Genomic DNA, 20,960 nt, shown 5'->3' with positions numbered 1-20,960 from the left:
ATAGGCTGGGTGTGGAAGTGCAGTAATGCATTAAGCTAACCAGTACTAATTGCCCGTACGGCTTGTCCCTATAACCTTAGCAGGTACAGAGGATAAGACGGTACAACGTTGCGTGTGTGTTGATACTACCAGTCATTACCCCAATCTTTGCTTCTTCCAGATTCAGGCTTTGTCGTCCAATTGGAGACAAATGCCAGTACAAGTTATGCCTGATGACCATAGCAAGTTGGTCCCACCCCTTCCCATCCCGAACAGGACCGTGAAACAACTTTGCGCCGATGATAGTGCTGCAACCAGTGTGAAAGTAGGTTATCGTCAGGCTTGTTATTCGCAGTAGAGAAAAACCCCTTCCGGTGATCCGGTTGGGGTTTTTTTACGTCTGGTGGTTTGATACGCCGCGGGTGGTGTCGGCTTACGCGCTGCGCGCTAAGCCGACCTACGGTCAGACCCTCCATACCGCCAACGTAAAAATAATCGCCAATGCAACAGACGAAAAAAAGGCAGCGCTACGCGCTGCCTTTGTCATGTATCACCTTCATTAAAAGTGATAAGCGACTTTGACGTTCAGGTAATTGACGCCGCTATTCGGTTTCTTGTAGCCGCCGTTCGAGAAATGCTGGATCTTCGCAGCGACTTCCCATTTGTTATTGAAGATATAGCCAACGCCGATATGGTCGCCGAACTGGAAGTGGGTCGACAGGCGGTCATCGTCGTTGTTGTACAGTTTCGACAGCATGTGCACGCCGATGCCGGCTTCCGCATAAAAACCCAGCTTGTTCGTGTTTTCAAAACGGAACACGGGGGTAAAGCCAAGGTCCCACAGTTTTTGATGCTGGCCTGAGACATTCTGATAGCTCTTGGCATCCCAGCCGCCAATGCTGGCATCCCAGTAACCGCTCAGCTGTGTGCCATTCGATACGAACCAGGCCTTATCCCAGTTCGAGGTTACGCCGGCGCGTACCATTTGTACCTTCACGCCCTTGGCATACTCGCCATAGACGGAGTCGATCAGTTTGTCGTCGGCGGCAAAGCCGGCGTTGGCCGCCATCAGCGCGGCAACAGCGGCGATGGATTTGAGGAGATTCTTCTTGAAGAACATAGAGGCTTTCATCGTAAAATTGGCCGATAGGCTATTGTTGTACAGGCACCTTGCTTTGATGCCACTCTCGCCACTTGTTGATCTCAGGGGTTCAATTGACATTCTCTACAAAAATCGCATTTCTCGGTATCGGTCTGATGGGGGATCCGATGGTCCGGTGCCTGCTGCGCGCTGGATATTCTGTCACAATTTGGAATCGCACGCACAGCAAGGCCCAAGTCCTGCGTGCAGCGGGCGCGCAGCCGACCGTTTCCGTGGCTGAGGCTGTTAAGGGCGTGGACGTGGTCATCTCGATGCTGGAGGCCGGTCCCATTGTGGCAACGGTGCTGCAGGAGGCCCTGCCGGCCTTGTCAGCTGGTGCGCTCTGGGTCGACATGAGTTCCACCAAACAATCGGAAGCCCAGCACTTTCACGCCAGCTTGCATGCGGCAGGCCATGGCTTCATCGATGCGCCCGTGTCGGGGGGCGTCGGCGGGGCGCAGGCGGGTAGCCTGGCCATCATGGCTGGCGCCAGTGCCAGCGATTACGCGCGGGTTGAAGCAATTCTGTCGGCAATGGGCCGCCCGACCCTGGTGGGGCCGGCCGGCAGCGGGCAGGTGGCCAAGCTGTGCAATCAGCTGATCGTCGGTGCGACATTGAATATCGTGGCTGAAGCCTTGCTGCTGGCCCAGGCGGCCGGCGCCGATGCGAGCGCCGTGCGGGCAGCCATCCGTGGTGGTTTTGCCGAAAGCAAGATTTTGGAGGTGCATGGTGAGCGCATGCTGGAGCGCAATTTTGTAGCCGGCGGCCAGGTGAAAAGCCAGATCAAGGATATGCACAACATCCTCGCGGCGGCCGAAGCGGCCCACGTGACTTTGCCGGTGACGCAACTGGTGACGCAGCGCTATGAAACCCTGGCCATCAGCCATCCGACGGCCGATCACTCGGCCGCCTTGCTGGCCCTTGAAGCGTTGAATCCGGGCCAGCGCCTGGGCACCGTTCCGGATCAACTGAGCTGATTCAAGCGATGGGCAGGCTCGCTTCGGCCAGCTTGACCCAGAAACTGGCGCCGATGGGTAGCAGATTGTCGTTGAAGTCGTAGCTGCCATTGTGCAAGACGCACGGCCCCAGGCCATGGCCGCCATCGCGGTGCTCGCCATCGCCATTGCCGATGAAGATGTAGCAGCCGGCTTTTTTCTGCAGGAAGAAGGCGAAATCCTCCGCGCCCATGGTCGGCTCGACATTCGCGTTGACCTTGTCCGCACCCACGACGCTTTTCATGACTTCGACGGCAAACGCCGTTTCCTTCGCGTGATTGACCAGCGGCGGATAGTTGCGCTTGAAGTGGAAATCGACTTCGGCGCCAAAGGCGGCGGCCGTGTGCATGGCGATGTCACGCATGCGCTCTTCGATCAAGTCCAGCACGGGCGTGGTGAAGGTGCGCACGGTGCCGACCAGGCTGGCGTCATCGGGAATCACATTGGTGGCGCTGCCCGCGTGGATTTGCGTGATCGACAGCACGGCCGTGTCGAGCGGACTCTTGTTGCGAGTGATGACGGTTTGCCAGCTTTGCGCGATTTGCACGGCCACCATGACGGGGTCGATGCCCTTGTGGGGCTGGGCCGCGTGCGCGCCCTTGCCTTTGACAGTGACGTGGAATTCATTACTGGACGCCATCATCGGCCCTTCCACCACGCTCAGGGTACCCGTTTCGGCACCTGGCCAGTTGTGCATGCCGTAGATGGCATCCATGGGAAAACGCGTAAACAAGCCGTCTGCTATCATTTCGCGCGCGCCGGCGCCGCCTTCTTCCGCCGGCTGGAAGACCAGGTACACGGTGCCGTCGAAATGGCGGTGCTGCGCCAGGTAATGGGCGGCGCCCAGCAGCATGGCCGTGTGGCCGTCGTGGCCGCAGGCGTGCATCTTGCCCGGATGGCGTGAAGCATGCTCGAAGGTATTCATTTCCTGCATCGGCAAGGCATCCATGTCGGCGCGCAAACCGATGGCGCGTGTCGACGTGCCATTCTTGATGATGCCGACCACGCCAGTGCGGCCCAGGCCGCGTACCACGGGGATGCCCCATTGCGTCAGTTTGGCGGCGACCACGTCCGAGGTGCGCTGTTCTTCGTAGCACAGCTCGGGATGCGCGTGCAGGTCGCGGCGAATACCTTGCAGCTCGGATTGAAACGCCAAGATCGGATCAACTAGTTTCATGGGACTCTCCTGTGGATGCTGGCACGCAGCAATGTATGGCGCGCCGTACCGCGTTTGTTTGATCAAAAACAGACGCGGCTAATAGTGCATTGTAGCCCTTGTTTGCCGGGTAAATCCAGCGCACGGACGTGCTTGCCACGGCGCCAACAGCAAGCGCGCGGAATGGTTTACAGTATCGCCTTCCCCCAACGTTTTTGGATTGCCCCATGACCACCACCCAAGTGCGCGCCGCCTGCCCCCTCGATTGCCCCGATACCTGCGCCTTGCTGGTCACCGTGACCGATGGGGTGGCCACGGCCGTCAAGGGCGATCCTGACCATCCGACCACGGCTGGCGTGCTGTGCACGAAGGTGTCGCGCTTCACGGAGCGCACCTACCATGCGGACCGGCTGCTGCATCCGCTGCGCCGCGTGGGCAAGAAGGGCGAAGGCAAGTTCGAGCGCATCAGCTGGGAAGAGGCATTGCAGACCATCGCGGCCCGTCTGAAACCGATCGCCGCGCGCGATCCGCAGGCGATCTTGCCGTACAGCTACTGCGGCACCATGGGCCTGGTGCAGGGCGAATCGATGTCCTCGCGCTTCTTCAACCAGCTCGGCGCGTCCCTGCTGGACCGCACCATCTGCGCCTCGGCCGGCGCCACGGGCTACCGCTACACGGTGGGCGCCAGCATCGGCACGGACATGGAGCAGTTCCAGAACGCGAAATTGATCATCATCTGGGGCGGCAACCCGATCGCCTCGAACCTGCACTTCTGGATGCGCGCGCAAGAGGCCAAGCGCAATGGCGCCACCTTGATCGCCATCGATCCCTACCGTTCGCTGACGGCCGAAAAGTGCCACCAGCATATCGCCTTGCTGCCGGGTACCGATGCGGCCCTGGCGCTGGGCTTGATGCATGTGCTGATCACCGAAGATTTGCTCGACCATGACTATATCGCGCAGTACACGGTCGGCTATGCTGAACTGAAACAGCGGGCCCTGGAATGGCCACCCGAGCGCGTGGCCGAGGTGTGCGGCATCACGGCCACGGAAGTGGTGGAACTGGCGCGCCTGTACGGCCAGGCTTGCCGCTCTGGTGACGGCGCCGCCATCCGTACCAACTACGGCGTGCAGCGCGTGCATGGCGGTGGCATGGCCGTGCGCAATATTGCCTGCCTGCCCGCACTGACGGGCGCCTGGCGCCACCCTGCCGGCGGCATGCAGCTGTCGAGCTCGGGTTCCTTCCCTGTCAACCGCAAGGCCCTGCAGCGCCCGGACTTGCTGAAAGGCACGCCGCGCACCATCAACATGAGCACCATCGGCGACGATCTGCTGAAAACCAGCTCGCCCGAGTTCGGCCCGCAAGTCGAAGCCGTGATCGTCTACAACTCGAACCCGCTGGCCGTGGCGCCCGATTCCTCGAAAGTGGCGCAGGGTTTTGCCCGCGAAGACTTGTTTACGGTCGTGCTCGAGCATTTCCAGACCGATACCGTCGATTACGCCGACATCGTGCTGCCCGCCACCACGCAGCTGGAACACGTCGATGCGCATTCCACCTACGGCCACCTGTACATGATGGCGAACAACGCGGCCGTGGCGCCGCTGGGCGAAGCGAAGGCGAATACGGAAATCTTCCGTTTGCTGGCGCAGCACATGGGCTTTGATGATCCGTGCTTCCAGGAAAGCGACGATGCGCTGGCGGCCAAGGCGTTCGATACGACGGATGCGCGCGCCGTGCATTTCGACTGGGAATCGCTGAAACGCACGGGCTGGCAAAAGCTGGCCATGGCCGAAGCGCCATTTGCTCAGGGTGGTTTCCCCACGCCATCGGGCAAGTGCGAGTTGTATTCCAGCGCCATGGCGCAGGCGGGACTCGATCCCTTGCCGACGTATATCGCGCCGCACGAATCGCAAGCCAGCAATCCTGCGCTGGCGGCCCGTTATCCGCTGGCCATGATTTCTCCGCCGGCACGCAATTTCCTCAATTCCACGTTCGTGAACGTGAAAAGCCTGCGCGCGGCCGAAGGCGAACCGCATCTGGACATCCATCCCGACGATTGCGCCACGCGCGGCATCGCGGCCGACGACATGGTGCGCATCTTCAATGACCGTGGCAGCTTTGTTGCCAAGGCCAGGGTCACCGACAAGGCGAGAAAAGGCCTGGTGGTGGGCTTGTCCGTATGGTGGAAGAAACTCGCCAGCGACGGCAAGAACGCCAATGAAGTGACGAGCCAGCGCCTGACGGACATGGGCCGCGCGCCGACCTTCTACGATACGCTGGTCGAAGTGGAAAAGGCTGGCTGAGCATGGCCCGCTGGCCGGCCCGCTTGCTTGTCGGCATGCTGTGCCTGCCGCTGGGCGGCTGCACGCAGTTGCGCTACTACACGCAGGCGGCGCAGGGGCAGTACGCGCTGTGGTCGGGCGCGCGCCCCATCGGTGACTGGCTCGACGACCCGGCCACCGAGCCGCGCCTGAAAGTGCGCCTGGCCAAGGCGCAGCAGATTCGCCGCTTTGCCGTCAGCGAGCTGGATTTACCGGACAATGGCAGCTACAAGAACTACGCCTCCCTGCGGCGCCCCTTCGTTCTGTGGAACGTGGTGGCCACGCCGGAACTGTCGTTGCAGCCGCTGCAATGGTGTTTTCCCATCGCCGGCTGCGTGAATTACCGCGGTTACTACAGCAAGGAAGAGGCGCTCGCTTATGCCGACGAGTTGCGCGCCCAGCATTACGACGTGCAGGTGGGCGGCGTGCCCGCGTATTCCACCCTGGGCTGGTTCGACGATCCCCTGCTGTCGACCTTTATCAATTACAACGATGCGGAACTGGCGCGCCTGATCTTCCATGAACTGGCGCACCAGGTGGTGTACGTGCCCGGCGATTCGGCCTTCAACGAGTCGTTTGCCAGCGCCGTGGAAGAGGCGGGCGTGCAGCGCTGGCTGGCGCGCGAGGGCAATGACGCGATGCGCGCCGCGTACGCCCAGTACGCGGCGCGGCGCCAGGATTTCCTCGCCTTGCTGCTGACATACCGGGGCGAACTGGAAGCCGTGTATGCGAGCGGCGCCAGCGATGCGGAAAAGCGCGCGCGCAAGGCGCAGGTGTTTGCGTCATTGCAAGACGCGTATCAGGTACTGAAGCAAAACTGGGGTGGTTTTGCCGGTTACGACCGCTGGTTCGAGCAGCCATTGAGCAATGCGCACCTCGCTTCCGTGTCGACCTACAATGAATTTTTGCCTGCCTTCAAAAAATTGCTGGAAGAAAAAAAGAACTTTCGTGCTTTTTATGCTGCAGTGCACACAATGGCCCAGATCAAGAAGCCCGAGCGCAGGCGTGCGCTGGAACAATTGTCCAGCCCGTGACCCGTAAAGATTGTCCAGTATGCCGAGCCGGACGATCCTGCAACAGTGTATTTATCATGTTGCATTGCAGCATAAAATACCCCTAGAGTTGCCGCTCGAATACTGTTGAAAGCGCTTGCATGGAAGCCCGGCGCCCGATAGCATCGCATTAGTAGCATAGAGCAATTGCTCGTCAGAATGCTCAAACTGACTGCAGGACGACAGAATCCGCAGCAATGATCCGCGTCGGCAAGATGCGCCGGCTCCCCCACGATTATTCGAGACAAGAGGCACAGGATGGAAAAAATTTGGCTGAAGTCGTATCCTCCCGGCGTTCCCGCCGACATCGATCCTGATCAATATCGTTCGCTGGTGCATTTGCTGGAAGAAGCGTTTCAAAAATATGCGGATCGCAATGCCTATGTCTGCATGGACAAATTTCTCACTTATGCCGAACTCGACACTTATTCGCGCCAGCTCGGTGCCTGGCTGCAGAGCCGTGGTTTGAAAAAGGGAGCGCGTGTCGCCCTGATGATGCCGAACGTGCTGCAATATCCGGTGGCCATCGCCGCCGTCCTGCGCGCCGGTTACACGGTGGTCAACGTCAATCCTCTGTATACGCCGCGCGAACTCGAGCATCAACTCAACGATTCGGGCAGCGAAGCCATCATCGTGCTGGAAAACTTTGCCCATACCTTGGAGCAAGTGCTGGGCAAGACGGCTGTCAAGCACATCGTCGTCGCCAGCATGGGCGAGATGCTGGGCGGTTTGAAAGGCATGATCGTCAATTTTGTCGTGCGCAACGTCAAGAAGATGGTGCCCGCGTATTCCTTGCCGAACGCCATGCGTTTCAAGCAGGCGCTGGCGCTGGGCAGCCGCATGAAACTCACACCTGTCGAGCTGAGCATCAATGACGCCGCCTTCCTGCAATACACGGGCGGCACGACGGGCGTGTCGAAAGGCGCGACCTTGAGCCACCGCAATGTGATCGCCAATGTGCTGCAAAGCGAAGCGTGGTCGGGCGCGGCGCTCGACCAGAACAGCAAGGAACAGATGATCGTCGTCTGCGCCTTGCCGCTGTACCATATCTTTGCCCTGACGGCGTGCGCCATGTGGGGCACGCGCGTGGGCGCCCTGAATATCCTGATCCCGAATCCGCGCGATATCCCAGGCCTGATCAAGGAGCTGGGCAAGTACAAATTCAATCTGTTGCCAGCGGTCAATACCCTGTATAACGCGCTGGTGAATCACCCCGACTTTGCCAAGCTCGATTTCTCGGGCCTGAAGATCGCCAATGGCGGCGGCATGGCGGTGCAGCAAGCCGTCAACGACAAGTGGCTGCAAGTGACGGGCGTGTCCATCATCGAAGGCTATGGCCTGTCGGAAACGTCACCGGTCGCCACTTGCAACCGCGCCGACAGTACGGCGTTTTCCGGCACCATCGGCTTGCCCGTGCCCTCGACCGATATCGCCATCCTCGACGATGACGGCAAGGAAGTGCCGCTGGGCCAGACGGGCGAAATCGCCATCCGCGGTCCGCAAGTGATGAGCGGCTACTGGAACCGTCCCGATGAAACGGCCAAGGTCATGACGCCCGATGGATACTTCAAATCCGGCGACGTGGGCATCATGGACGAGCGTGGCTACGTGAAGATTGTCGACCGCAAGAAAGACATGATTCTCGTCTCTGGCTTCAATGTGTATCCGAACGAAGTGGAAGCCGTCATCGCGGCCCATCCGGGCGTGCTCGAGTGCGCCTGCGTGGGTGTGCCGGACGAACACTCGGGCGAAGCCGTGAAAGTGTTTGTCGTGCGCAAGGATCCGAACCTGACCCAGGCAGTGCTGGCCGCGTACTGCAAGGAACAATTTACAGGCTACAAGCGGCCGAAATACATCGAGTTCCGCGATGAACTGCCGAAGACCAACGTCGGCAAGATTTTGCGTCGCGCCCTGCGTGACGAAACGAAGACAGCAGCATAAACAGTGTGGGATGCGCCAGGAGGCGCATCCCTTTTACAGATAAAGATGAGGCGAGATGGACAAGATTTGGTTGAAGTCGTACCCGGACAGCGTTCCCGCAGAGATTGATTGCACGCAATACCGTTCCGTCACGCATTTGCTGGAAGAGTCGTTCCAGAAATATGCGGACCGCAACGCGTTCGTGTGCATGGATAAATTCCTCACCTACCGCGAGCTGGACCAGTTGTCGCAGCAGATGGGCGCCTGGCTGCAAAGCAAGGGCCTGAAGACGGGCGCGCGCGTGGCGATCATGCTGCCAAACGTGTTGCAGTACCCGGTGGCCATGGCGGCGATTTTGCGCGCTGGCTACACGGTGGTCAACGTCAATCCGCTGTACACGCCCCGAGAATTGCAGCACCAGCTGACCGATTCGGGCAGCGAAGCGATCATCGTGCTGGAAAACTTCGCCACCACGGTCGAGCAGGTATTGCCGCATACCCAGGTCAAGCATGTGATCGTCGCCACCATGGGGGATTTGCTTGGTGGACTGAAGGGTACCATCGTCAACTTCGTCGTGCGCAAGATCAAGAAAATGGTGCCCGCGTTTTCCTTGCCGGGCGCCATCAGTTTCAACAAGATGCTGGCTGAAGGCGCACGCCTGAGCCTGACGCCGGTGCAGCAGGGCCATGACGACATCGTCTTCCTGCAATACACGGGCGGCACGACGGGCGTGTCGAAGGGCGCGATGTTGTTGCACCGTAACGTGATCGCCAACGTGCTGCAAAACGAGGCGTGGATGTCGCCCGTGATGACGCCTGAAATGCGCGCCACCTCGATGGGATTCATGTGCGCCCTGCCCCTGTATCACATCTATTCGCTGACCGTCAGCGCGTTGATGGGCATGCGCCTGGGCGGTATGAGCGTGCTGATTCCCAACCCGCGCGACATTCCCGGTTTCGTCAAGGAATTGTCCAAGCACAAGATCGTCGTCTTCCCGGCCGTCAATACCTTGTACAACGCGCTGCTGAACAATGCCGACTTTGCCAAGCTCGATTTCTCCAGCTACAAAGTGTGCAATGGCGGCGGCATGGCCTTGCAGCGCAACGTGGCCGAACGCTGGCTGAAACTGACGGGCTGCCCGCTGATCGAAGGCTATGGCATGTCGGAAACGTCGCCCGTGGTAACGGGTAACCGCGTCGACATCACGGAATTCACGGGCACCATCGGCTTGCCTTTCCCTTCGACGGAAGTGGCGATTCTCAACGACGATGGCGTGGAAGTGGCGCTGGGCGAGCCGGGCGAGATCGCCGTGCGCGGCCCGCAAGTGATGGCCGGCTACTGGCAGCGTCCGGACGAGACGGCCAAGTCGATGACGGCTGACGGATACTTCAAGACAGGCGACGTGGGTGTCATGGATGAGCGCGGCTACGTAAAAATTGTGGATCGCAAGAAAGACATGATCATCGTCTCCGGCTTCAATGTGTATCCGAACGAAGTGGAAGACGTGGTCGCTTCCTGCCCGGGCGTACTGGAATGTGCCTGCATCGGCGTGCCGGACGCCAACGCGGGCGAAGCCGTGAAAGTGTTTGTCGTGCGCAAGGATCCGAACCTGACGGTGGAACAGATCCGCGAGCATTGCAAGCATGAATTGACGGCTTACAAGAAACCGAAATACATCGAGTTCCGCGATGAATTGCCGAAAACTAACGTTGGCAAGATATTGCGCCGTCAATTGCGCGACGAAAAGAAGGTTGCCTAATTCGCCGCCAGGGCCGTGTCCGCCGCCAGGTTTTGGCCTGAGAGGGCGGGCAAGCCGAAGCAGGGACGCAGCCAGTTCACCTTGCTGATCAGCAGCGACGTCCCCAGCCAGCAGGTCGCCACCGTACCGGCCAGTATCAGCAGTGGTTCCGCCACTGGCCCAAGCTTCAGGGGCACGAGCCAATAAGCCAGCAGCACGATCGCGCTCTGGTGCAATATGTACCAGGGAAAGACGGCCTGGCGCGCCCATGGCAGCCAGGCAAACGGTTTATTGAGCAAGGTGTGCGACCAGCCCAGGATGGCGCAGATGGCCAGCCACATGTACAGGTTGCGCATGGGCCAGGAGCCGGCCGATGCCCAGGTCAGCAGGTTCTCCGAATACACCAGGTCAAAGCCCAGATACACGGCAAACGCGCAGGGCGCCAGCAGCAGCGTATGCCAGCGCAAGCGCGCCAGCTCTTGCCACACTCCTTTGTCATTGCCCAGCCACCAGCCATACAGATACATGGTGAAATAGACGGCGTGCGCGTACCAGTCCTTCACCAGCGCGTGGTTTTCCGGATAGCGCAGTTTCAGGAAGGCCGTTGCCGCCAGCGCTGGCAGGGCTGGCAGGATCAACAGGCGCCAGCCGCGCAACCCCGTAAACAGCGGCCTTGCCTTGGCCAGCAGGGGCTGCAGCGCCACCAGCACGATGGTGTACAACAACAAATACACGAGATACCACAGATGATTCCAGGTAAAACTGGTCTTCCAGCCCGTAAATGCGCCGGCCGGCCAGGCATGGCCGCCAAAGTAATCCAGCAGAAATTGTCCATAGCCAGGCTCGACCAGGCCGTTCGTGACGCCTTCGCAATACGGCTGCACGGGTATCACCACGAGCACGCCAAACAGCAGGGGCAGCAACAGGCGCTTGACCCTGCGCCACAGGAAGGCCTGCCTGGACGTTTGCGTCATCATGGCGCAGGACACGCCGGAAATGAGGAACACGATTTCCATGCGCCAACGGTTGATAAAGACCATGGGATAGTTCAACGTTTCCGTCAGGTAGCTGCTCTTCATGTGGAAGGCGGCGCCGTCCAGGTACAGCATGGCCGTGTGGTAGACGATCAGCAGGCTGAAGACAAGAAAGCGCAAGGCATCGATATCGTAACGGCGAGAATTGGTGGTCATGGTCGCGGGATCCATTGGTCAGGGAAGGCCCCAGCATAGGCAGGCCGCGCGGGGCGAACCAGCGAAAAGTGACCAATTGCGGGCTGTTTGTGACGAGCGGTGATGCTGGGACGGCTTTGGGACCTTACAATCATGCAACTCATCCACCGTCCGACACCATGCGCCTGTCTTCCACCGATTTGTTGCAACGATATCAACGCTGGCGCCAGATCGCCGAACCAGCTTTCTGGATCGTCCTGTATCTGCTGCAAACGTCGCTCAACTGCTGGATCAGCTGGGCCGACCGTCAACGCGCGGGGCTCGCTACGCCTTTCTGGGAAGTGGCCGTGTGGGAGTGGAGCAGCAATTTGGTGTTGCTGGCGCTGGTACCGCTGGTGATCCTGGCCAACCAGTTGCGGCCGCTGCACCTGGTGTTCCAGCGCCAGAACCTGCGCTGGCACCTGGTCGCCTCGCTGGTCTACAGCCTCGTGCATGTGCTGGCCATGGTGGCCTTGCGCAAACTGGCTTACTGGAGCGCCGGCAGCGATTACGATTTCGGTAACTGGTGGCGTGAATTGCCATACGAATATGTCAAGGATGTGCGTACTTACTTCTCCATCTTATTGTTCACGGGCTTTTACCAGCTGTTGCTGATGCGCTGGCAAGGCGAGGCGACCCTGCTGGGCGAACCCGATGAAGGCCCGGCCGTGGAGCCGGTACAACAGCCGGAACGTTTCCTGGTACGCAAGCTGGGCAAGGATTTTCTGTTGCCCGCCGTTGACATCGAATGGATACAGGCCTGGGGCAATTATGTGAATTTGCACGTGCGCGGCCACGATTACCCGCTGCGCTCGACCATGGCCGCCATTGAGCGCCGCCTGGACGGCAAGCGCTTTGTGCGCGTGCACCGCAGCTATATCGTCAACCTTGCATTTGTACAGAGCATCGTGCCGCTGGAATCGGGCGATGCGCGCGCCGTGCTGTCCACGGGCGGTGAAGTGCCCGTCAGCCGCCGCTACCGCGATGCCTTGAAAAGCATGGGCTAGATGCGTTGCACGCCAGCCTTGCCATCGCGCACGACAAAGCTGGCCAGTGTCGCGATGCTCGATGCGCCGTCGCGCACGTTGTCCAGGCCCTGGAACAGGGTCGTGGTTTTCTCCGGCGTGATCTCCATCAGCATATAGCCGCGCTTGTCGCTGCGTCCGTAACGGATGTGCGGGTTCATCGCCACGTACTGCTCCGTGCGCGCCTGCGGGCGGGAACTCGACGTGATGGAGGTGCCGCAAAACTCCGTGGCCAGCACGGGATTATCCTTGCTGGTGGGGCGCATGGCATTGCGGCTCAGTTCGGTGGCATAGAAAGTATGCACGTCGCCTGACAGTACCAGCGGGTTGCTGGCCTTGCTGCTGCGCAAGGCGTCGAGCAGGTGCTGGCGCGCCATCGGGTAGCCATCCCAGCCATCGGTCCAGATGCGCTCGTCGCCGGGCCGCAAAATCGGCACCTGGCTCGATTGTGCCATCAGGGTTTGCTGGGCGAGGATATTCCAGCGGGCGGGGGAATCATCGAGGCCGGCTTGCAGCCAGCGCTGCTGTTCCTCGCCCAGCATCGTGCGCTGCGGTTTCAGCAAGTCGGGACAGTGGCGCGTGGTGACGGAATTCGAACCGCCGCGGCCCGGTTTGGCGCATGCGTGGTGGGCGCGGTATTGCCGGTCGTCCAGCATGTGGAAGCGCGCCAGCCGGCCCCAGTCATAGCGCTGGTAGATGCGCATGTCGACAAAGCCCCGCCGTCCCAGCGGCAGCAGCCGCAGCGGCATGTGTTCATAAAACGCCTGGTAGGCAGCCGCGCGGCGCTGCAAGAAGGTGGGCGTGAGCAATTCGTCGCGGTCATTGCCGTAATCGTTGGCCACTTCATGGTCATCCCAGGTGACGATCCACGGCGCGGCCAGGTGCGCGCCCTGCAAGTCGCGGTCGCTCTTGTATTGCGCGTAGCGGGCGCGATAGTCGTCCAGGCTGAAACTTTCATGCGTGCGCACGGCCCGGCTCGGATGCTGCAACTGGTACGGCCCCCATTCGTAGATATAGTCGCCGAGGAAGGCCACCAGGTCGGGCGCGGCCGCGGCGATGTGCCGGTGCGCCGCATACGCGCCGAATTCCCAGTGCTGGCATGAGGCGACGGCCAGTTTCAGCGAGGCAGGCATGGCGCCGGGCTCGGGCGCCGTGCGCGTGCGGCCCACGGGACTGACGGCGTCGCCCAGCATGAAACGGTACCAGTACCAGCGACCAGGCGCGAGACCGCCCGCGTCGACATGCACGCTGTGCGCGAGGGCGGGCGTGGCCGTGGCCTGGCCCTTGGCGGCGATGCGGCGAAACGCCTCGTCTTCGGCCACTTCCCAGCGCACGTTCAGGGCGATGGCGGGCGTGGCGGCTGCGTGCAGCGGGTCGTAGCAGATGCGCGTCCACAGCACCACCGCATCAGGTAACGGTGAGCCGGAAGCGACACCGAGCGCAAACGGATAGCCCGTGCCGTTCAAGCGCGTGGCGGCGCTGGCGCTGGAACCGGACAGCACGCTGCCGGCGGCGGCCAGCGCCGTGATGCGTGCAGCGCTCTGCAGGAAGATGCGGCGCTGGTTATCCATGGTGTGGAATTATTGCGACAATCAAGACGACAGCAAGGTCTCGATCGGCGGCACCTTGCGCGGCTTGCGGTCGGAGTCCGTCGCCACGTAGATCAGGGTTGCTTCCGTGACTTTCACGATGCACGCTTGCAGGCGGTTGCGCTCGGCATATACCTCGACATTGACGGTGATCGAGGTATTGCCAACCTTGACGATTTCGGCGTAGAAGGAGAGTAGATCGCCGACGAAGACGGGGTTTTTGAAGACGAAGGAATTGACGGCGATGGTGGCGACGCGGCCGTTGGCGCGCCGCGTGGCCGGCAGGGAACCGGCGATATCGACCTGCGCCATGATCCAGCCGCCGAAGACGTCGCCGTACACATTGGCGTCGGACGGCGCGGGCATCATGCGCAATTCCGGCATTTTTCCGGCGGGCAGGCCGGAGGCGAGGCAGTTGTCGGGGCGGTCGGGGGAGGTGCTCATCTTTTATTCTCATGAAAGGCTACAATTGCCCCGATTGAACCATAAAAAGCCGACATTCGCCATGCGCCGTTCCCAGACTCCCCCTCCGCCCCGCTCGCCAGCCTCTGCCAGCCACAGCGATTTCGCCACCATCAAGACCTTGTTGCCGTATCTCTGGGTCTACAAATGGAGAGTATTGCTGGCGCTGCTATGCCTGGTGGGCGCCAAGCTGGCCAACGTGGGCGTGCCCTTGATCCTGAAAAAACTCGTCGACGCCATGACGATCACGGCGGCGCATCCGCAAGCGCTGCTGGTGCTGCCCGTCGGCTTGCTGGTGGCCTACGGCTTGCTGCGGCTGTCGACCACCTTGTTTACGGAACTGCGCGAATTCCTGTTCGCCCGGGTCACGCAGCGGGCCGTGCGCACCATCGCCCTGCAAGTGTTCCGCCACCTGCATGCGCTGTCCCTGCGTTTTCATTTGAACCGCCAGACGGGCGGCATGACGCGCGACATCGAACGGGGCACGCGCAGCGTCGGCTCGCTCATTTCCTATACCCTGTTCAACATCTTGCCGACCCTGGTGGAAATCACCCTCGTGCTCGGTTACCTGGTCTTGCATTACGACATCTGGTTCACCGTGATCACGGCCGTGGCGCTGGTGTCCTACATCGCGTTTACCGTGCTGGTGACGAACTGGCGCACGCATTTCCGCCGCACCATGAACGACCTCGACTCGAAAGCCAATACCAAGGCCATCGATTCGCTGATCAACTATGAAACCGTGAAATATTTCGGCAACGAGGATTACGAAGCGAAGCGCTACGATGAAGGCTTGCAGCGCTATGAATCGGCGGCCGTGAAATCGCAGACTTCCCTCTCCCTGCTCAATACGGGCCAGTCCCTGATCATCGCCACGGCCGTCACCCTGATCCTGTGGCGCGCCACGGTGGGCGTGATCGCCGGCACGATGACCCTGGGCGACCTGGTGCTGGTGAATGCCTTCATGATCCAGCTGTATATTCCCCTCAATTTCCTGGGCGTCATTTACCGCGAAATCAAGCAAAGCCTGGCCGACATGGAGCGCCTGTTTTCCTTGCTGAACGAAAACCGTGAAATCGCCGATACGCCGGACGCCAAGCCGCTCGTCACGCGGGGCGCAGCCGTGCGTTTTGACCACGTGAATTTCAGCTATGAAGCCAAGCGGCAAATCCTGTTCGACGTGGATTTCCAGATTCCTGCCGGCACGACGACGGCCGTGGTGGGCCACAGCGGCTCGGGCAAGTCGACCTTGTCGCGCTTGCTGTTCCGCTTCTATGAAGTCGATGGCGGCGGCATCACCATCGATGGCCAGGACTTGCGCGGCATCACGCAGGACTCCCTGCGCGCGGCCATCGGCATCGTGCCGCAGGACACGGTGCTGTTCAACGACACCATCGAATACAACATCGCCTATGGCAAGCCGGGCGCCAGCAAGGACGCCATCGTGGCGGCCGCCAAAGCGGCATCGATCCATGATTTTATTGAAAGCTTGCCAGATGGCTACAACTCCATGGTGGGCGAGCGGGGTTTGAAACTGTCGGGTGGCGAAAAGCAGCGCGTGGCCATCGCCCGCACCCTGCTGAAAGACCCGGCGATATTGATCTTCGACGAAGCCACGTCTGCGCTCGATTCAAAGGCCGAGCAGGCGATTCAGTCGCAGCTGAAAGAGATCGCCAAAAATCGCACCACCCTGGTGATTGCGCACCGTTTGTCGACGGTGGCCGACGCCCAGCAAATCCTGGTGTTCGACCATGGCCGCATCGTCGAGCGGGGCACGCATCCACAATTGCTGGCCGCGAATGGCCTGTACGCGCAGATGTGGCAACGCCAGCAGGCGAATATGGATGATGAGGCGCAAGAGGACGAGTTGGCGGGTCTGGCGCCGGCAAAATAAATCGGGAATGTGAAATCAGTAGGAAAAATGCTACAGCCGCGCTGATTCCGGCGCGCGTATAGCGCCTATTTGCGGGCAATCGCAGAAAATGGCTGGTCGGGTGCTGAAAATGAAATAAAATTAATTCCATTGGTGGCGTCTGCACCACAGTTGTTTCGTTCGGAGTCCATCCGGTTTGTCCGCCCAGGAGAATTTATGAAATTGACCAAAATCATCGCCACGCTGCTCAGCGTCGGTGTCATCAGCAGCATGTCGCCAGTCCAGGCTCAGGAATTGACCGGCACCTTGGCCAAGATCAAGAAAGCCGGTTCCGTCACCCTCGGCGTGCGCGACGGCTCCGTGCCCTTCTCCTATCTCGATGACAAGCAGCAATATCAGGGTTATTCGATCGACCTGTGCATGAAAGTCGTCACGGCCCTGCAAAAGCATCTGGGCCTGAGCGAACTGAAAGTGGTGATGAGCCCCGTCACCTCGGCCAACCGCATTCCGCTGATGGCCAACGGCACCATCGACCTCGAATGCGGCTCGACGACGAACAACCTGGAGCGCCAGCAGCAGGTGGCGTTCGCCCCCACCATGTTCGTCATCGGCAACCGCGTGCTGTCGAAAAAATCCTCGAACATCAAGACACTGGAAGACTTGCGCGGCAAGACCCTGGTCGCTACGGCCGGCACCTCGACCATCAAGCAGATGACGATCCTGAACAAGGAAAAAAACCTGGGCATGAATATCGCCGTCGGCAAGGACCATCCTGAATCGTTCCTGATGCTGGAAACGGGCCGCGCGGTGGCTGAAGCCAACGACGACATTTTGCTGGCCTCGCAAGTGGCCAACTCGAAAAACCCGAACGACTACGAAATCACCAAGGAAGCGCTGTCGGTCGAGCCGTACGGCATCATGCTGCGCAAGGGCGATCCCGCCTTCAAGAAAGTGGTCGACGATGCGCTGATCCGCCTGTACAAGAGCGACGACATCAACCGCATTTACGCGAAATGGTTTACCTCGCCGATCCCGCCGAAAAACATCAACCTGAAATTCCCCATGCCGCCGCAATTGAAGGCCGTGTTTACCAACCCGACCGACTCCGGTGACCCGGCGGCCTATGCGGCCGTACCGGAAGCGCAGAAGACGTCGGACAAACGGAAAAAGTAAAGATTGCGTAACAAATCGGGGGGCGCAAGCCTCCCGTTTTATTTGCGGGGCGGGCGGCCGGCTGGCCGCTGTCCTCGGGCTGCATGCGAAGGATGATCATGAATTACAACTGGAATTGGCGCATTTTCTGGGAGATTTCTCCCGATGGCGTGGGCACGTATATGGACACCCTGTGGTCCGGCCTGATCTGGACCCTGGCCACGGCCGGTACGGCCTGGATCATGGCGCTGATATTGGGCCTGGTGATCGGCACCATCCGCACCCTGCCGAACAAATGGCTGGTGGGCGTGGCCAATGCCTACGTCGAACTGTTCCGCAACGTGCCGCTGCTGGTGCAGATGTTCCTCTGGTATTTCGTCATGCCGGAACTGCTGCCGCCTGACCTGGGCGCCTGGGTCAAGTCGCTGCCCAATGCGCCGTTCGTCACGGCCGTGCTGTGCCTGGGATTCTTTACTTCCTCGCGCGTGGCGGTGCAGGTCACGACGGGCATCGAGGCGCTGCCGCGCGGGCAGAAACTGGCCGGCACGGCGCTGGGCCTGACCCTGCCGCAAACCTACCGCTTCATTTTGCTGCCGATGGCCGCGCGCGTCATCATGCCGCCGCTGACCAGCGAATTTTTGAACATCATCAAGAACAGTTCCGTGGCGCTGACCATCGGCCTGATCGAACTGACGGCCAGCGCGCGCGCCATCCAGGAATTCTCGTTCCAGGTATTTGAAGCGTTTTCGGCCGCCACCATCATCTACGTCGTCGTCAATCTGCTGGTGGTGGTGCTGATGCACCTGATCGAGAAAAAGGTCGCCATTCCGGGCTTCATCGTCGCCGGCGCCAAGACGGGAGGACATTGATATGTTCGGTAATTTCGACTTCGATGTCATCTCCCGCTCGTGGGTCTACCTGTTCCAGACCGGGATGGTGTTTACCCTCAAACTGACGGCGCTGTCCATGGTGGGCGGCATCGTGCTGGGCACCCTGCTGGCGCTGATGCGCTTGTCCGGCAACCGCCTCATCTCGGGCGTGGCATCGAGCTACGTCAACCTGATACGCTCGATTCCGCTGGTGCTGGTGATCTTCTGGTTCTACTTCCTGGTGCCATACATCGCCGCCTGGATCATCGGCGCGGAAGAACCCGTGAAAGTGGGCGCGTTCTCCTCCGCGCTGATCACCTTCATCATGTTCGAGGCGGCATACTATTGCGAGATCATGCGCAGCGGCATACAGTCGATCCCGCGTGGCCAGGTCTGGGCCGGCCAGGCGCTGGGCATGAACTACTCGCAGACCATGGCCTTCATCGTGCTGCCGCAAGCGTTCCGCAACATGATCCCCGTGCTGCTGACGCAAACCATCGTGCTGTTCCAGGACGTGTCGCTCGTGTACGTGCTGTCGATCCCCGATTTCGTCGGTGCCGCCTCGAAGATCGCCCAGCGCGACGGCCGCCTGGTGGAGATGTACGTGTTTGTCGCCGTCGTGTATTTCGTGCTGTGCTATGCCTTGTCGTTCCTGGTAAAACGCCTGCAGAAACGCGTCGCCATCATTCGCTAACCGTAAAAGAAAGAACAAGATGATTGAACTCAATAACGTCAGCAAATGGTATGGCCAGTTCCAGGTACTGACCGACTGCACCACCAATGTCGCCAAGGGCGACGTGATGGTCATTTGCGGCCCGTCCGGCTCCGGCAAGTCGACCCTGATCAAGACCGTCAACGGCCTCGAGCCGATCCAGCAGGGGCAGATCTTCGTCGACGGCATCAGCGTCAACGATCCGAAAACGAATTTGTCGAAACTGCGCGCGCGCATCGGCATGGTGTTCCAGAATTTCGAGCTGTTTCCGCACCTGTCGATCCGCGAAAACCTCACCATCGGCCAGATCAAGGTGCTGGGCCGCAGCGCCGACGAAGCCAATGCCAAGGGTTTGAAATACCTGGACCGCGTGGGCCTGCTGTCGCAGCAGGACAAATTCCCCGGCCAGCTGTCGGGCGGCCAGCAGCAGCGCGTGGCGATCGCCCGCGCGCTGTCGATGGATCCGATCGCCATGCTGTTCGACGAGCCGACATCGGCGCTCGATCCGGAAATGATCAATGAAGTGCTCGACGTGATGGTGGGCCTGGCGCAGGAAGGCATGACGATGATGGTCGTCACGCACGAAATGGGCTTTGCCAAGCGGGTGGCCAACCGCATCGTCTTCATGGACCAGGGCAAGATCATCGAAGATTGCAGCAAGGACGACTTCTTCAACACCACGCGCTCGGACCGCGCGCGCGATTTCCTTGCCAAGATCATCCATTGATCTTTCTTCGCTTTGAAGCTGGGGGCGAATGCCGGTCATGAAACAAATTGCCGATGCCATGCTGGCGCTGGGCATGACAAGATCGCCGTTGACATCGCTCTGATTTTCTTCGTTCTCATGCCACAAGCGGCCGGTTGATACCGGCCGTTTTGCCGTCCGTCAGGCGGCCGGGCTTGGCTTGCCGCAAACGATCGTCATTCAATCCGCCGTACGCTGATTCTTTTCCAGCCAAATCCTTCCAAATTATACTAATAAAGGTATAATTTATGAAGATCATTGCAAAGCCGCACAAGCCGCTGGTGTGGGTTGCTTCCACCAAGAAAGAATTGATGGCCCTGCCTGTGGGCATCCGCTCGTTTTTTGGCCATGCGCTGGATCTGGCGCAGCGCGGCGACCGGCACGACAGCGCCAAGGTGTTGCATGGTTTTGGTTGTGCGGGCGTGCTGGAAATTGTCGACGATGATGCGGGTGGCACATATCGCGCCGTCTACACGGTGAAGTTCGAGGAGGCGGTCTTCGTGCTGCACTGCTTCCAAAAGAAGAGCAAGAGCGGTATCGCGACGCCGAAGCAGGAAATGGATCTGGTGCGCGCCCGCCTGCACAGTGCACAACAATGGATAGAGGAGTTACGTCATGAAAAAACGTACCATCGATGAGACCGAGTTTGAGCTGTCCAGCGGCAACGTCTTTGCCGACCTGGGACTGCCCGGCGCCGACAAGCTGCAAATCAAGTCCGGCCTGGTGGGCGAGATCCGCAATGCCATGCACAAGCTGGAATTGACGCAGGAAGAAGCGGCACGGCGCATGGGCATCGCCCAGCCCAAGGTGTCGGGCATGCTGCGCGGCGATTTTTCCGGCCTGTCCGAACGCAAGCTGATGGATTGCCTGAACCGCCTAGGTTACGACATCGAGATCAGCGTCAAGCCGGCAGCCAACGCCATCGGCCACCTGAAACTGGCTGTCGCCTGAGCATTCCTCACCGGTTTTCTCCGCCTGTGCCGCGGCCCCGCGGCTGGTAAAATGGCGCTATTCGTAATGACC

18 protein-coding genes and 1 rRNA gene are annotated in these 20,960 nt (G+C 60.2%); 14 read left to right on the top strand and 5 right to left on the bottom strand.

The genetic code is table 11. From position 1 onward, the window contains the following. The first annotated feature begins 208 nt into the window (after window positions 1-208). Window positions 209-321 (top strand): 5S ribosomal RNA (gene rrf / locus KO539_RS09125). 217 nt (window positions 322-538) lie between these two features. Here the strand turns inward: rrf and KO539_RS09120 are convergent. Continuing rightward, window positions 539-1,111, bottom strand: a complete 573-nt coding sequence (locus KO539_RS09120; protein ID WP_225242836.1) for an acyloxyacyl hydrolase — start codon at window positions 1,109-1,111, stop codon at window positions 539-541. Window positions 1,112-1,194: 83 nt separating this feature from the next. On the opposite strand from KO539_RS09120, the gene KO539_RS09115 reads away from it, so the two are divergent. After that, window positions 1,195-2,097, top strand: coding sequence for an NAD(P)-dependent oxidoreductase (locus KO539_RS09115; RefSeq protein ID WP_257626149.1), 903 nt, complete (start codon window positions 1,195-1,197; stop codon window positions 2,095-2,097). A gap of 1 nt (window position 2,098) precedes the next feature. On the opposite strand, the gene KO539_RS09110 is transcribed toward KO539_RS09115, so the two are convergent. Then, window positions 2,099-3,292 carry a M20 aminoacylase family protein gene (locus KO539_RS09110; RefSeq protein ID WP_219308505.1) on the bottom strand — a complete coding sequence of 398 codons (1,194 nt, stop codon included), beginning with the start codon at window positions 3,290-3,292 and terminating at the stop codon, window positions 2,099-2,101. A 206-nt stretch (window positions 3,293-3,498) separates the two neighbouring features. Here KO539_RS09110 and KO539_RS09105 point away from each other — a divergent pair, with 206 nt between their 5' ends. The 4 genes from KO539_RS09105 to KO539_RS09090 all read left to right on the top strand — a co-directional run bounded on the left by KO539_RS09105 (window position 3,499) and on the right by KO539_RS09090 (window position 10,323). Then, on the top strand, window positions 3,499-5,574 hold the full coding sequence (locus KO539_RS09105; RefSeq protein ID WP_219308503.1) for a molybdopterin-dependent oxidoreductase: 2,076 nt from the start codon (window positions 3,499-3,501) through the stop codon (window positions 5,572-5,574). Between the two features lie 2 nt (window positions 5,575-5,576). Next, on the top strand, window positions 5,577-6,626 hold the full coding sequence (locus tag KO539_RS09100; protein ID WP_257626148.1) for an aminopeptidase: 1,050 nt from the start codon (window positions 5,577-5,579) through the stop codon (window positions 6,624-6,626). Between the two features lie 276 nt (window positions 6,627-6,902). Continuing rightward, entirely contained in the window at window positions 6,903-8,585 is a 1,683-nt protein-coding gene (locus tag KO539_RS09095) for a long-chain fatty acid--CoA ligase (RefSeq protein ID WP_219308501.1), read from the top strand. Between the two features lie 55 nt (window positions 8,586-8,640). After that, window positions 8,641-10,323: a long-chain-fatty-acid--CoA ligase gene (locus KO539_RS09090; RefSeq protein ID WP_219308499.1), complete on the top strand. Its 1,683-nt coding sequence runs from the start codon at window positions 8,641-8,643 to the stop codon at window positions 10,321-10,323. Here the strand turns inward: KO539_RS09090 and KO539_RS09085 are convergent. After that, window positions 10,320-11,492, bottom strand: coding sequence for an acyltransferase family protein (locus KO539_RS09085; protein WP_219308497.1), 1,173 nt, complete (start codon window positions 11,490-11,492; stop codon window positions 10,320-10,322). The genes KO539_RS09090 and KO539_RS09085 overlap by 4 nt on opposite strands. 158 nt (window positions 11,493-11,650) lie before the next feature. Here KO539_RS09085 and KO539_RS09080 point away from each other — a divergent pair, with 158 nt between their 5' ends. Further along, window positions 11,651-12,517 (top strand): LytTR family DNA-binding domain-containing protein, encoded by an 867-nt coding sequence (locus KO539_RS09080; RefSeq protein ID WP_219308496.1) that lies wholly within the window; start codon window positions 11,651-11,653, stop codon window positions 12,515-12,517. On the opposite strand, the gene KO539_RS09075 is transcribed toward KO539_RS09080, so the two are convergent. Continuing rightward, complete coding sequence (locus tag KO539_RS09075; protein WP_219308494.1) at window positions 12,514-14,106, bottom strand: alkaline phosphatase; 1,593 nt, start codon at window positions 14,104-14,106, stop codon at window positions 12,514-12,516. The two genes, KO539_RS09080 and KO539_RS09075, sit on opposite strands and share 4 nt — an antisense overlap. Window positions 14,107-14,127: 21 nt before the next feature. Further along, entirely contained in the window at window positions 14,128-14,493 is a 366-nt protein-coding gene (locus tag KO539_RS09070; protein WP_010401930.1) for an acyl-CoA thioesterase, read from the bottom strand. A 136-nt stretch (window positions 14,494-14,629) separates the two neighbouring features. Between KO539_RS09070 and KO539_RS09065 the strand changes: the two genes are divergently transcribed. From KO539_RS09065 to KO539_RS09035, 7 genes are all read left to right on the top strand, one after another. Further along, window positions 14,630-16,480 (top strand): ABC transporter ATP-binding protein/permease, encoded by a 1,851-nt coding sequence (locus KO539_RS09065; protein WP_219308492.1) that lies wholly within the window; start codon window positions 14,630-14,632, stop codon window positions 16,478-16,480. A 195-nt stretch (window positions 16,481-16,675) separates the two neighbouring features. Next, window positions 16,676-17,632, top strand: a complete 957-nt coding sequence (locus KO539_RS09060) for an amino acid ABC transporter substrate-binding protein (RefSeq protein WP_099404000.1) — start codon at window positions 16,676-16,678, stop codon at window positions 17,630-17,632. Between the two features lie 98 nt (window positions 17,633-17,730). Continuing rightward, the gene (locus tag KO539_RS09055; protein WP_219308490.1) at window positions 17,731-18,480 is read left to right on the top strand and encodes an amino acid ABC transporter permease; all 750 of its coding nucleotides are present in this window, start codon (window positions 17,731-17,733) and stop codon (window positions 18,478-18,480) included. A gap of 1 nt (window position 18,481) precedes the next feature. After that, on the top strand, window positions 18,482-19,174 hold the full coding sequence (locus tag KO539_RS09050) for an amino acid ABC transporter permease (RefSeq protein WP_219308488.1): 693 nt from the start codon (window positions 18,482-18,484) through the stop codon (window positions 19,172-19,174). Window positions 19,175-19,193: 19 nt separating this feature from the next. Then, on the top strand, window positions 19,194-19,919 hold the full coding sequence (locus KO539_RS09045) for an amino acid ABC transporter ATP-binding protein (RefSeq protein ID WP_035822858.1): 726 nt from the start codon (window positions 19,194-19,196) through the stop codon (window positions 19,917-19,919). 266 nt (window positions 19,920-20,185) lie between these two features. Further along, the gene (locus KO539_RS09040) at window positions 20,186-20,575 is read left to right on the top strand and encodes a type II toxin-antitoxin system RelE/ParE family toxin (RefSeq protein WP_219308486.1); all 390 of its coding nucleotides are present in this window, start codon (window positions 20,186-20,188) and stop codon (window positions 20,573-20,575) included. After that, complete coding sequence (locus tag KO539_RS09035) at window positions 20,553-20,888, top strand: helix-turn-helix domain-containing protein (RefSeq protein WP_219308484.1); 336 nt, start codon at window positions 20,553-20,555, stop codon at window positions 20,886-20,888. Before KO539_RS09040 ends, KO539_RS09035 begins: the two co-directional genes overlap by 23 nt. Window positions 20,889-20,960 lie beyond the last annotated feature (72 nt).

The sequence above is a fragment of the Janthinobacterium sp. NKUCC06_STL genome (assembly GCF_019345455.1).
Classification (GTDB): domain Bacteria; phylum Pseudomonadota; class Gammaproteobacteria; order Burkholderiales; family Burkholderiaceae_D; genus Janthinobacterium; species Janthinobacterium rivuli.
Note: the sequence above shows the minus strand (reverse complement) of the source record. Positions and strands in the feature narration are given on the sequence as shown.